The sequence below is a fragment of the Streptomyces doebereineriae genome, from assembly GCF_031845645.1.
Lineage (GTDB): Bacteria > Actinomycetota > Actinomycetes > Streptomycetales > Streptomycetaceae > Streptomyces > Streptomyces canus.
Map to the genome: position 1 here is coordinate 81,120 of NZ_JAVREZ010000012.1, position 12,472 is coordinate 93,591.

The 12,472-nt window shown below is 65.8% G+C and carries 8 protein-coding genes and 8 pseudogenes; 9 read left to right on the forward strand and 7 right to left on the reverse strand.

Going from position 1 to position 12,472, the window contains the following annotated elements; translation table 11 throughout:
• Nucleotides 1–75 precede the first annotated feature (75 nt).
• Nucleotides 76–889, forward strand: a pseudogene (locus RNB18_RS30705) (IS5 family transposase).
• 38 nt (nt 890–927) lie between these two features.
• Here the strand turns inward: RNB18_RS30705 and RNB18_RS30710 are convergent.
• From RNB18_RS30710 to RNB18_RS30725, 4 genes and pseudogenes are all read right to left on the reverse strand, one after another.
• Nucleotides 928–1,275: a hypothetical protein gene (locus tag RNB18_RS30710; protein WP_311717385.1), complete on the reverse strand. Its 348-nt coding sequence runs from the start codon at nt 1,273–1,275 to the stop codon at nt 928–930.
• Nucleotides 1,259–1,862 (reverse strand): annotated as a pseudogene (locus RNB18_RS30715) (HNH endonuclease family protein). Before RNB18_RS30715 ends, RNB18_RS30710 begins: the two are co-directional and overlap by 17 nt.
• A 59-nt stretch (nt 1,863–1,921) precedes the next feature.
• Nucleotides 1,922–2,524: a hypothetical protein gene (locus tag RNB18_RS30720; protein ID WP_311717386.1), complete on the reverse strand. Its 603-nt coding sequence runs from the start codon at nt 2,522–2,524 to the stop codon at nt 1,922–1,924.
• Between the two features lie 7 nt (nt 2,525–2,531).
• Nucleotides 2,532–3,323: a polymorphic toxin type 28 domain-containing protein gene (locus RNB18_RS30725; protein WP_311717559.1), complete on the reverse strand. Its 792-nt coding sequence runs from the start codon at nt 3,321–3,323 to the stop codon at nt 2,532–2,534.
• A gap of 171 nt (nt 3,324–3,494) precedes the next feature.
• Between RNB18_RS30725 and RNB18_RS30730 the strand changes: the two are divergent.
• A pseudogene (locus RNB18_RS30730) lies at nt 3,495–3,729 on the forward strand (TerD family protein); the annotation flags it as partial.
• Nucleotides 3,730–3,940: 211 nt separating this feature from the next.
• A pseudogene (locus tag RNB18_RS30735) lies at nt 3,941–4,686 on the forward strand (vWA domain-containing protein).
• 446 nt (nt 4,687–5,132) lie between these two features.
• On the opposite strand, the pseudogene RNB18_RS30740 reads toward RNB18_RS30735, so the two are convergent.
• Nucleotides 5,133–5,237, reverse strand: a pseudogene (locus RNB18_RS30740) (deoxyxylulose-5-phosphate synthase); the annotation flags it as partial.
• An 834-nt stretch (nt 5,238–6,071) separates the two neighbouring features.
• On the opposite strand from RNB18_RS30740, the gene RNB18_RS30745 reads away from it, so the two are divergent.
• The gene (locus tag RNB18_RS30745) at nt 6,072–6,218 is read left to right on the forward strand and encodes a hypothetical protein (RefSeq protein ID WP_311717387.1); all 147 of its coding nucleotides are present in this window, start codon (nt 6,072–6,074) and stop codon (nt 6,216–6,218) included.
• A gap of 153 nt (nt 6,219–6,371) precedes the next feature.
• Here RNB18_RS30745 and RNB18_RS30750 read toward each other — a convergent pair whose 3' ends face one another.
• Nucleotides 6,372–6,815 (reverse strand): SUKH-3 domain-containing protein, encoded by a 444-nt coding sequence (locus RNB18_RS30750; RefSeq protein ID WP_311717388.1) that lies wholly within the window; start codon nt 6,813–6,815, stop codon nt 6,372–6,374.
• The gene (locus RNB18_RS30755; RefSeq protein WP_311717389.1) at nt 6,815–9,526 is read right to left on the reverse strand and encodes a ricin-type beta-trefoil lectin domain protein; all 2,712 of its coding nucleotides are present in this window, start codon (nt 9,524–9,526) and stop codon (nt 6,815–6,817) included. Before RNB18_RS30755 ends, RNB18_RS30750 begins: the two co-directional genes overlap by 1 nt.
• Before the next feature lie 329 nt (nt 9,527–9,855).
• Between RNB18_RS30755 and RNB18_RS30760 the strand changes: the two are divergent.
• The 5 genes and pseudogenes from RNB18_RS30760 to RNB18_RS30780 all read left to right on the forward strand — a co-directional run.
• A pseudogene (locus RNB18_RS30760) lies at nt 9,856–10,388 on the forward strand (transposase); the annotation flags it as partial.
• Nucleotides 10,389–10,473: 85 nt separating this feature from the next.
• The gene (locus RNB18_RS30765; protein ID WP_311717568.1) at nt 10,474–10,626 is read left to right on the forward strand and encodes a hypothetical protein; all 153 of its coding nucleotides are present in this window, start codon (nt 10,474–10,476) and stop codon (nt 10,624–10,626) included.
• Nucleotides 10,627–10,803: 177 nt separating this feature from the next.
• The gene (locus RNB18_RS30770; protein ID WP_311717390.1) at nt 10,804–10,950 is read left to right on the forward strand and encodes a hypothetical protein; all 147 of its coding nucleotides are present in this window, start codon (nt 10,804–10,806) and stop codon (nt 10,948–10,950) included.
• Nucleotides 10,951–11,176: 226 nt separating this feature from the next.
• Nucleotides 11,177–11,842, forward strand: a pseudogene (locus tag RNB18_RS30775) (HNH endonuclease family protein).
• A gap of 250 nt (nt 11,843–12,092) precedes the next feature.
• A pseudogene (locus RNB18_RS30780) lies at nt 12,093–12,312 on the forward strand (IS110 family transposase); the annotation flags it as partial.
• Nucleotides 12,313–12,472 lie beyond the last annotated feature (160 nt).

Sequence of the window (12,472 nt, forward strand, 5' to 3'; positions counted from 1 at the left end):
GCGCAGCTCAAGACACGAACCGCTGCTGGAGTACTAAGACCGTGTCCTACGTGGTGAGGCGTCGTTGACCTCGGTATGGGGCGGGGTACGTGGAGTTGGATTGTTCCGGACGGGCTGTGGGAGATTGCGAAGCCGCTGATCCCGCCGTCGAGGGTGCGGCCGCAGGGTAGCGGGACGCAGGACACACCTGATGAGACGCTGTTCGCGGCCATCGTCTACGTCCTGGTCAGTGGCTGCGCCTGGCGCCAACTGCCGCCCTGCTTCGGCATATCGAAGTCGACCGCCCACCGCCGGTTCCTGATCTGGTCGAGAGCCGGCGTCTGGGGCCGCCTGCACGAGGCCGTGCTGCACCACCTCGACGACGCCGGCCTCATCGACGTCACCCGCGGGGTCCTCGACACCGCCCACGTCCGGGCTAAAAAGGGGGCGAACACACAGGTCCGAGCCCCGTGGACCGGGGCAAGCCGGGTTCCAAGATGCACATCTTGTCGGACGCGAACGGACTGCCCATCCTCGTCGGCGTCTCGGCCGGCAACACCCACGACAGCGAGGGGCTCAAGCCCATGATCGAGGGTCAGCAAACGAGACACGACCCCCACCGCGGCCGCCACTTCAAGCCCCAGCGCCTTCACGCCGACAAGGCGTACGACCGGGCCGACCTGCGAAAATGGCTACGCGGCAAACGGATCGGAGTACGCATCGCCCGCAAGGGCATCGAATCCAGCGAACGCTTAGGGCGTCGGAGATGGGTGATCGAGCGCACGATGTCCTGGCTGTCCGGCTACCGACGTCTCAGCCCTCGCTACGAGCGCGATCCCCGCAACTGGCCTTTCTCGGACTGGCAGCCGCCCTGTGTTGCTACAAACGGCTCGTCCGCCTCACCACGTAGGACACGGTCTAAATGCGCCCTGTAACGCGCGTGGCCCGCTACATCCGTCGGTATGTGCGGGCCACAATGATTTCGCGAAGCAGCTGACCGTTACTGCTGCTCATGAAACGGCGCGCATAGCTACCATTCTTGCCTATGAAAGGTGCCTCTCCAGCGGAAGGTTTGCCGTAGGGTTCGGGGCGCTGGGGAGGCTTCTTCGTAATTATCTCCCATGTGTGCTTTTCGACGGTTTTGGTCATCTTGAGGCTCGCGACATCGATCTCGGTCGCTGCAACGACTTCGTACTCGCCTTCGGGGAACCTTCCGCCTCCGAGTGCCAGCAGGGGGGCCTGCTCGCCATTGGCTTCCGCCGCCTTGTAGTACTCGGAGTCAGGATCCGTCAGCAAGGCGGATCAGGGCGGCGCGTTCGGTGTCGTCGACGGTCAGATTCCAGCGGAGCTTGGTGGCCACCCAGTCGGTGGCGTAGGTGCAGCGGACGTCCTCCAGCGGCGGAAGCCACTCGGCCAGGTCCTGATCGGCTTTCGAGCGATTGGTGCGCGCGGTCACCGCCACAAGGGAGCGTTCCACTTCCAAGTCGTTGGCATAGTCCTGACGCCGCTGCGCAGTCCAGGACGACGCGCCCGAATCCCAGGCTTCAGCGAGAGGGAGCATATGGTCGATGTCGAGGCCGCCGGGAGCCGTCACCGTGACGCCGTCGTAGTAGGAACGCCACTCTCCGGCAGTCACCTTGCAGCTGGCCTCGACCGTCGGCACTACGACAGACTCCGCGATCAGCACCTCAGCGCGTACTGCAGCCGTCGCGATCGGCATCCACCCAGTGCCTGAAACTGGTGCGCTGATAACCCTCGCGGGATTCGGACGCCGACACCAGCCAGTCAATACCTGTTGCCAGAGGAAGACGTTCCCGATGACCACCACTGTCAGGGGCGACAGCAAAGGCAGGAGCAGGCCCTACGACATCTCCTCGACGCATTAACGAAAGCCCCTGGCCGAATGTCGTTCCGGCCAGGGGCTCCTTGAGTACGAACGGCCTCAGGTCTGCCGTGCCGCCTCGCGCAGACGTTCCCTGGCGGCCTGTAGCAGACCCTCGGACCACGTGGAGCGCGCGACGCCCTCGGGCGGTTTCATCGATTCGGCGTGGCTGGCACCCAGTGCACGGGCAATCGCTTCCACCGCAAAACCCTGCATGAGCTCGTCGTTGTACTCACCGCGGCCTTCCTCGGCGATCTTCACAAGCGCCTTCAGGAGATCAGCATTGAACTCGTCGTGCAGGATCTCCCCTACTCCTGAGACTGCAGCCATGAACGCATCGTCGTTCTCGTCCCACTCGGGCGAACCCAGCAGTTCCAGGATCTGTTCCCGGTACTTCGCCCCGACTCTCCAGTGGCCAGAGAGCACCTGTATGGCAAGCGCCGACACCTCGGGGTCCTCAGGGTGGACCAGATAATTAGCGACCAGTGGCTCGTAGGCCGGACCACCCGCCCGGACCACCGCATACAGCATCCGGTACAGGCTCTGGCCAGCACGCCCCTCGGAGACGGCCTGGGCGATCTCCGCCACCTCTCGCGGAGGGATGGTGCCGTCCTTCGCCCGCGAGATCAGCTGCTTTACGTATTCGCCATCTGTCACTGTCATGCTCCACTCACCCCCTGGGAACGAACTGCTCGGAGAAGTCCAGCATTCTGCTGGCCCGAGCCAGGTCGGCGACGTACAGTTCCCGCTCGGCACCGCCCGTATTGGGATGGGCCAACTTCTTGTTGATGGCCGCGATCGTTTTGAGCAGGCCGTTCTGGGCGTCTCGAACCTCGTGCACATGATCCCACGGGGTGCCGTCCGCCTTCCTCTTGACGACCTCTCCCTTCAGTTCCCGCGCCGCTGCGGTGAGGTCCTTCATCTGCACATGTTCGGCGATTGAGTCAATCTTGGTGGAGAACGGGGAGGCAAGCTTGTCCGTGAGCCTGATCGTGTCGGCAATGTGATCGGCGATGCGGAGGGCCTGCTTGGGGAACTTGGCTACATCGCCTGCCAGTGGAATGAATCCGGCCGCACCAAGGACAACCCCGGCCTTGTCCTCTTCCGCGACGGACCTCCCCAGGTCCGCGGCGTCGCATGCGGCGCCGGCCACCGGCACCCAGCCGCAGACCATCAGGGCGACCTCGCCGGCCACGCCCCACGACCCTGTCGCGGTTCCCTTGTAGTCGGGGTCTGGAGCCATGCCCGGGCTAGGGTTCGGCGTCCCGGTGAACGAGTCGTCACTGCCGTACTTCACTGCGGGCAGTGGGCTCGGGCCGGTTTTGAACCTGACTTTGTAGGAGACGTGGCTGCCACTGGATCTCACGGTGAGGGTCAGCGACGAGCCGTCGGGGTAGCTGTAGTTGTAGGTTTGCGTCGCGTGGTGCACCCATATGAATCCGCCGTGACCGTTGGACTTCATGGTGAAGTGCTCTTGGACGCTGCAGTTCGTGCCACAGCCGCTGTTCCCGAATAGCGGCGCCGGCTTGAGACCCGTGGGGTCGGCCAAGGTGACCGGGGTGTTATTCGCGTACGCGTAGCCGTTGATCGATTCGTGGTCGTCCGCAGCCAGCACCGGGTCCGCAGACAGGAAGAGCGGCTCCGCCCTGAACCGGCGGACCTCCTCCCCAAGGACAACGGCGCCCGGATCACGGGTTTTCCGCCTGTCCCTGCTCAAGAGCATGGGAAGCGGCCGGGGCAACGCCGAGTCCGGCTTCATCCGCAGCGTCGACGACGCCGTGCACCGTTTCTACACCACCGTCGTGGTCCACCTGGACGCTCCGACACCACGGCGAGCACCGTCCAAGGAGCGCGCGGCGGCGGGATGATGCCTGGGGACAAACGGCAGCAACTCCCATTCCCCGCCCTAACGCGAGACCGTCCTCTTGCCCAGGCCCACACCCGGCCTGAGTTCAGCAAGGGGACGCTCGAGCACCTCCGTGCCACGCCGCCCCGTTACTCCCCGGTCAAACAGACCAAACCAACTCTCGGCAGCCCCATTGCCAGACGCTCGGAAGCTCAGGGCACCACCATGGAGGAGTGATCCCGACGAACAGCATTGAGCGCGCCCCGGCCATCAGCCTGACCAAGGTGCAGGAGAAGGCACCTGATCTGGTCAATCTGTACAAGGCGGCGGGTACCAGCGTGCGCACGCATGGGCTGCAGGACGTGCAGGCGGCGGTATACCTCGTGCTGGACCGCTCCGGGTCGATGCGGCCCTACTACCGAAACGGCACCATGCAGCACCTGGCTGAGCAGGTTCTGTCGCTGTCGGCTCACCTCGATGACGACGGCACCGTTCCCGTGGTGTTCTTCTCCACCGACGTCGACGGACCACGGACCTGACGCTCAGCGGATACCGAGGCCGAATCAACAAACTGCACGAAAACCTCGGCCACATGGGGCGCACCAACTATCACTGGGCCATGGACGAAGTCATTGACCACTACATGGAATCCGGCAGCCATTACCCCGCCCTGGTCATCTTTCAAACCGACGGCGGCCCCACCAGCAAGTTCGCTGCCGAACGCTACCTGTGCAAAGCCGCACGCCTTCCCTTGTTCTGGCAGTTCATCGGCTTCGGCGACCCCGACGACAACGAGTTCACCTTCCTACGCAAGATGGACACTCTCGCCGTCCCGGCCCGCCGCATCGTCGACAACGCAGGCTACTTCCACGCCGGCCACACCCCGCAAACCATCCCAAACCACCAACTCTACGACCACCTACTGCAAGAATTCCCGGACTGGCTGGCCACCGCCCGCACCGCTGGCATCCTGCAGTGAAACGTCCATCGCTGTCTCCAGCACCCGTGCGCCAGCGGCAACCGTGCCCCACCAGTACGCCCAGCGGGAGCAGCGACCGAGGGGGCGTCGGCAACCGGAGGTGACCTGCACGGCCGGACACCTCCACCACTTCAACCAGGAAGCGGTTCAGCCGTTCCGGCCGCCTGGCAGGGGAAGCCGAAGGGTGGCCGGCCTCGCTCGCCGGGTTTCCGCTGGGCAATAGATCGCCGGCGCCCGAAGGTTCCACGCCCGCGGAGGCTTGGACGCCGCCGTCGCCCCGCCCGACTCCCCCACCGGGTAAACCTGCCGCCGCGGACAGCGGCGCGGCCCGGCGGCCTGGCCGACATGCAAGATCGGCAAGCGCGCCCCCTCCTTCGGACAGGGCGGCACGGTGTGACTGAGCGCTTTGGGTTGGCCAGTTGAGCGTTCGGTCCCCAGCCCGTGCCTCAGCCCACGTCCCGCCGGACGAGTACGTGCGCGATCGGCTCTCCGCTGCGCTGCGCGTACGTCATCCGTTCGCGTACCTCACGCAGGGTCCGGGGGCGATATCCACGGTCGGCACCATGCGGCCACCCGCGCCCGACCCGCTGCACATACGGCCGCAGCCCGGCCAGGCAACCGCCTTCTACCCCCAGCCCTCAGAAGACCAGTCGGCACCGGTACCTATAGGCGCGCCAACCACCCTGCGCAAAACCGCCGCCCCACCCAGCTCACTGCGCAGCACCAAACAGCCAGCTCAGCCCACGTATCCACCGGCGCCCGACACTCGGCTTCACATAAGCCTCCCCCCCCAAAACGAACACACCACTCAATACAGCTGAGCAACACCAGGTCACAACCAAGATCAATAAGCAAGCTCAACAGCCACGCCACACTGGTCCGGCCCGCGATCGAGGCTATGCCGCTCAGCAGGCGCGGCAAGGTCGTGCAGCTGCAGAGCCAGGGTCTCGACGACGCAGAGATCTCCGCGGCATGATGGACGACCTGGACGAAGAACTGCCCGTCCTGTCGTTCCACGGTCCCGGCGACTACCGGCTGCGCGTTCACGCCCGCGGCCGGGACACCGCCATCGACCTTGCCCCGGACCAGATCACCGAGTGGTACCTGATCCAGACCTGGCCGGCCCGGCCCAGGCCGCACGGGCGCTCCGCCAGACCGACGGCTATGGCGCCTCGGTGCGCGCACGCTGACCATCACTCACCACCTTGCCCGCCCCCGTCAACCGGAAGGCGGGCAAGGTGCTGGCAGGCGACCGAAGTCCCGATCCCTGCCCTGCGTCACCGCTCACTCAGGCCAGATCGGCAGCATGACGTTCCCGGCTTGCGCGCCACAGGATTTGAGCATTCGTCGTCATCAAGGAGCTCCTGGGCCACGCCCACATCGGGGTGACCGCGACGGTCTATGCACACGTCCGCCTCCGCCTCCAGCGCCAGGCCATCGACCTCCTCGGAAACGCCCTCGGGCACCTCGCCAAGCCCACCGCCGAGGGCGAGGGCGACGATCCGCCGACTTGTGCAGCAGCCGTCCGCTGACGTTGCCGTCAACTACTGCCGTCAGACACCATAGAGGCCCCACCGGAAACAAACTCCGACGGGGCCTCTGGCCGTTTCCCAGACGATTGAGTTGGCTTCTACAGCTGGGCCTCCAAGGCCGAACCAGGGAACGCAAGCCAAGCGAGATTCAATTCATCCTTCACTGATAACCGTAGGACGCACGCCGCTGATGAGATTGTCCATAGCCTGTGGCATTCGGCCAAAACTGGCGACCCACGTTTCGATCAGATAGATCTCGCTCTGCTCGTCAATGCCGAGGAAGTATCGACCCATATCAAGGACTCCGACTGGGAAGAGCGACTTCCCAATCTCTTCCCCCCATTCGAGGAACCTGTCCTCTTCGCCGGAACACAGAAGCGGGTCAAGTTCGAAAGGCTCACGCGCCCGATTGACTCCGGGGCCCGAGATGTCGACCACAAGGCCGCCAAATTCAGCCAAGAAGGCCCGAGCCGCATCGTGGGCGACCACCCCAGCCACCCCCAGGGCAGCCACCCACGACGACGTATCTACCTGCCTTCCTGCGTGCCATCCAGCATCGCGGAGGACTGTTCGCGACTCAGGCGAAAGATCGTTCACTACCCTATCCCCTCAAACGTGATATCGAATGCGTCTTCGAGGGCTACGCAACTATCACATGGCCCGACAGGCATTCCATGCATTGGATTATCGGTCGAACTTCGCACGATAACCGCCGCAGCACGAGATCCGGTTGGGTTGAATCCATCACTCAGAGCATCCGACACACACACTGCCAGCCCACATCTTCCATGACCAACGCCTCGTTCGCCCTCAGGAATGTCATCCACATTGGCTTGAACGTCGGGGTGAAGCTCGGGAGCCACACCACGAATGCTAGGACTCGAATAGATCTGACCTTCCGGCAGCTGAAGAGCCTCTGCCACTGCCGGTCTCGCCTTACCCGGCCTGATTGTCGATGCCGTATCAGCCGCCGCTCGTGCAGCCCCCAGTACCGGGCAACTATCCGGACCATTGGAATTGTGGACCAAGATCGAGACGCCGCCCGCCACGACATAGTACGTGTGGAGTTGCTGGACGGTGAGGTTCCAGCGATTCGCCGTACCGGGTGTGGGCTGCGTTTTAACGACGTAGGCGTGGCCGTTGGTGGCGGTGTTGAGGGCGTCGCCGTCGTGGAGTTTACCGGCGGCGACCCAGGTGTGGGTGGTGTCATCCCAGAACGGGTGATTGGCGGTGGTGTGGAGGGTGGCGGTGCGGCCGCTCTCGGTGCGGAGAGTAAGGTCGAGCAGGTCGCGGTCGTGGTTGATCCATACGTGTTGGACGGTGCGGGCGCCCTGATGTTTGCCGGTCTTTGAGTTGGCGGCTTCGACCTTGTCACCGGTCTTGATCTTGCCGATCGGTTTGGTCTTGCCCTTGTCCATCAGGACGGGGGTATCGGGGGAGAAGCTGCAGCGGCTTGATGTCTTCGGCTCAACCGTCGGTTTTGTGCTCGAATTGCCGGTTTCTGGTTCGCTCGCTTTGGCCGCCTCGGCGTCCGCTTCCTTGGCATGTTCCTGAGCGTTGGCACGCTTTGCCGCGACGATGTCGGCCTCGTCTGCGAGAGCTTCGTTGACGGAGTCGGATGCGGCTGCTGCGTTGCCGTCGAGGACCCCTTCGCCCGCGCCACCGAGGTCACGCTCCGCGCTACCGCCGACTGCTCCGACGCCGTCCTCGAGACCCCCGCCGGAGACAACGCCGCCAGCGACCTGGCAGGCCTGGTCATGGGCGGCTCCGCCACCGCCTATCCAGAACTCACATTTGGCGACGTCCCAGAGGGGCTCGATGACGACCTTGACGGCCACCTTGGCGACGATTTTGGCGGGGTCGTGCTTGTAGCTGACTGTTGGTCCGCATTGTCCGAATCGGCCGCAGGCGTAGGGGCTTCCTGGGGTTTCCGAGGTCGAACCACCGCCAGTGTTGCCACTGGATTCATCCGTGTTGCCGGATTTGTTCTTTGTCTGCGTGCCGCAGCCGATGCCGGTTGCCTGGCACTGGGGTGACTCCCCCCAACTGGCAGGGTCGAATCCCGTGGGGTCGCTGCTGCTGGAGGGATTGTCGGCGGCGTAGGTGTAGCCGCCCATCTGATTGGGGTCGCCGGCTTGGAAGATGGGGTCTGGGGTGAGGAAGCGGCCTTGGGCTGGGTCGTAGTTGCGGGCGCCGAGGAGGTCGAGGCCGGTCGTGGCGTCGGTGGGCTGGCCGAGGTAGCCGTGGTTTTCGTCGGCGGCTACCCAGGAAGTGGGCTTGGTGCCGCGGGAGTTGCCGTAGGGGTCGTAGTAGCGGCGGGTGACCGCCAGGGTGCCGGCGTCGATGGCGGTGGTGGCGGTGCTCTGGGCGTTGGCGACCTGGTAGGTGACGGTGCCGGTGCTGGAGCGGGTGATGGTGGTGCCGTCCGGGCCGGTGATGTTGCGCAGGCCTGTCCAGGTTTTGGCGGAGACGTTCAGGGTGATCTGTTCGGTGCCGCCGAAGAGGTACAGGATGCGGGTTCTGTCGGTGCCGTCGACGCTGCTGGTCTGTTCCAGCAGGCTGCCGTCGGCGGCGTAGAGGTACTTGCTGGTGTTGGTGTGTGTGCCGGAGCCTGTGGCGACGGTGGCGGTGGCGCCCTCGGCGTCGTAGGTGAGGGTCTGGGTCTGTCCGGGCGGCAGGGCTCCGGTGCCGGCGGTGGTCCAGGTCTGGCCGGCGCTGCCGCAGGTGGCGAGGGTGAGCTGGGTGCGGAGGGTGGCGCTGGCGCCCGGGTCGGTCACGCACATCGCGCTGTTGGCGTTGCTGACCAGGGTGCCGGTGCTGGTGGCCTTCCACTTCTGGGTGGCGTCGCTGTTGCAGGTGTCGATCACCAGGAGGGTGCCGGCGGTGGTGGCGTTGCCGGTGGTGTCCAGGCACATGGTGCCGAGGACCTTGACGGTGCCGTCGGTGCCGATCGTCCAGTTCTGGGCGGCGGAGGCGTTGCAGGTGTAGGTGCGCACCACTGCGCCTGGGGTGGTGGAGGCGCCTGCGTCGTCGATGCAGAGCTTGCCGCCGCCGGAGAGGGTGAAGCCGGTGGTGAGTGGGCCGGTGGTGGTGGTCTTCCGGCTGATGGTGTTGCCGGCGTTCTTGTTGTTGTAGGCCGGGTCGGTGTAGCTCGGTGTCCAGGTTGCGGTGCCGGTGGTGGGGTTGCTGCTGGTCGTGGTGCCGGCCTGGTCGGGCAGGGTCGCGGTGGTGGTGCCGTCGGTGCCGGTGTAGGCGGTGGTCTGCGTGGTGTTGTTGGCCGCGGTGCCGGTGGTGTCGTGGTTGACCATGCCGGTGCGGTCGCCGAGCAGGTCGTAGGTGTAGGTCTGCCAGTACGGCGCGGGGCCGCCGACCGTGGTGGTTGTGACGGGGGCTGTGGTGGTGGTCTGTACGGAGCCGGTGTTGCAGCCGCCGACGCTCCCGACCGGGGCGCTGGTGGAGTTGGTGATGCCTGCGGTGTCTGTCCAGGCGGCGGTCAGGCGCTGGAAGGAGTCGTAGGTGAAGCACTGGGTGTCGTGGGTGGTGTTGTCCTGCAGGTCGTCGATCGCGGTGATCTCGCCGGCTTGGTTGTAGCGGTAGTTGGCGACGTCCAGGGCGGTGGTGGACGTTTCAGGCCTGGCGGCGCAACGGCCGCAAGCGGCACCTGGTCGTGGACACCAAGGGCCTGCCTCTGTTCGTCATGGTCACCCCGGCCGACATGACCGACCGCGACGCGGCCAAGGAAGTGCTGTTCCGGCTGCGGCTGATGCACCCCGAAATCATCGTCTGGGCCGACTCCGCCTATGCCGGACAGCTCGTGACCTGGGCCAAGACATATCTGAACCTGACGATCAAAACCGTCAGCCGTCCGAAGAACACACCCGGCTTCGTCGTCCTGCCCCGGCGCTGGGTCATCGAACGCTCCCACGCCTGGGTCATGCACGCCCGCCGCCACGCACGCGACTACGAACGGCTCATCCAGCACTCCGAATCTCTGATCACCTGGGCCGCGATCACCCTTATGACCAGACGAATCACCCAACGAAGTTCCCGCAGAAGCGGACAGCCGACCTCCCGGGAAGCGCAACGGGACTGATCGTCTTGGCGTTGGCGGTCAGCAACCCCGCCAGGAAACCCGCGCGTTCTCGGGCCGGACAGCCATCAAAACGGCTACCCGGCACCAGGACCGGGACGGCAGGAACAGCATGTAGCGCTCAGCACAAGGCACAAGGCGCCACAGCAAACGCAGTGCGCGCCTTTGAGGACCTCGCGGCCCTGGCTCGCCGACCTCCTGGACAGCCATCCCTCGACCGACCCCGTGCATTTGTCCGTGCCCGCCAAATTCCCCGACGGCTGGGAAGCCAACCAGGTCATACTGGCCAAGCTCGCACTGCATCGCGTCGCCGCGTGACTTCGGCACAGGCACCCTGACCGCAGATGGCCGGAACGACACAACCATCGCCCTCACAGCCGGAGTAGTTCTTCCGGAGCCGGGGCGCGGCTGCCCTTTGAACAGTGGCTCGACACTGTCCAGGACATCGCTCCTCCCCCGCCCGCTGCGCACGTCACCCCCGCCGAGCTCCACCTCGTGTGGGAACTCGTCGACTACGCCCGCCAACAAGTCGCCACCGCCCACAGCATCACCGGCGACCCCGCCAGCGAACGCATCCAGCTCACCACCTGGATGCTCCTGCCCCACCGCACCGTCGCCAGTCCGCAGACAGGCTGTGCCTGACTCCGCGGCGAATCGGCAGGCGCCACCTGCCTGCGCTGACTCCGGGACTTGTCGCCAACGGCGCCGGGCACACCCGGCCAGGGGCACCGGTCGGGTGGCGAGGTGGTGTGACTTTCCGCCCGCGCAGGTGAACTGACGGCCGATCACCCCATGTGCCGGACACCGGACCCGCTACGAAGATCACGGACCTTTCCCCTCCTGTGGTCTTCGTGAAGGAGTCCCACCCGTGCGTTTCACCACCGCCCGGACTGCGGCCGCCGCGCTGTCCGTACTCGCCGTCCTGCTCACCCCCACCGCCCACACGGCCTCCAGCCCCGGCGACACGATCGCGCTTCCGGTCCGCGATGCCCTCGCCGCGCTTCCCGTCCAGACCGAGTCCCGCACCGGGTACGAGCGGACGAAGTTCCACTGGATCGACGCCGACCGCGACGGCTGCAGCACCCGCAACGAGGTCCTCCTGGAGGAAGCGGTCACTGCTCCCGAGCAGGACGCGAGCTGCCGGCTGACCGGCGGCAGCTGGTACTCGCCGTACGACGACGCCTACTTCACCGCGGCCCGCGCCCTGGACATCGACCACCTGGTCCCACTCGCCGAGACCTGGGACTCCGGCGCCTCCACCTGGACAGCGAAGGAACGCGAGACCTAAGCCAACGACCTCGACGACCCGCGAGCCCTGATCGCGGTCTCCGCCACATCCAACCGCTCCAAGGCCGACCAGGACCCGGCCACCTGGACGCCCCGGCCGGCGGCCACCGGTGCACCTACGCCACCGACTGGATCACCATCAAGACCCGCTGGGAACCTCACCATCGACCAGACCGAACAGACCGCCCTCACCGACATCCTGGACAGCTGCCCGAACACCCCGGTGGAAGTCACCCTCGCCCGCTGAATCGCCACGCGGCCGCGCCCTCAGTTGACGGCCCTGCGCGACACATCAGCCCCCGGACGAGGCCCCGGTGGGACCGCTCCGCTCGCTGAGCGGTCCCACCACGGAGAGGCTCAGCTTGGCTCACGCTTGTGATCCGCGTCCGTACGCGGCCTGCACCGCCGCGAGGGCCCGCTGTCGACCTGTGTGTCGAGCGTCCTCCAACCCGGCCTTGAAGCCTGGCGATTGAGCTCCCATGCGGACACGAGACCGCCTCCGCACCGACATGCACGCCCACCGGCAGCTGCCCGACGACTCCGACCTCGGCCGCGCCATCGCCGTCCTCGCCCGAGCCCAGCAGGACACTCTGTGGAACCGGCAGCAGCTCGCCAACCAGCTCCGTTCCCTGCTGCGCGAGTACTACCCCGCCGCCCCTGGCCGCCTTCGCCACCTGGACCAACGGCCTGTGCCGCCCCGAGACCCGTCAACTCCTCAAACCCCGCAACTCACACGCCAACTACCCACCCCCAGATCCACACACTGACACCAAACCAGCACATCGCATCTGGGGCGCCATCATCGGCGTCGGCGTGTTCCAATTTTGTTCCCCAGCATGACAAGGCGTGGCAAAGCTGACGAGTAGGGGATCAACCG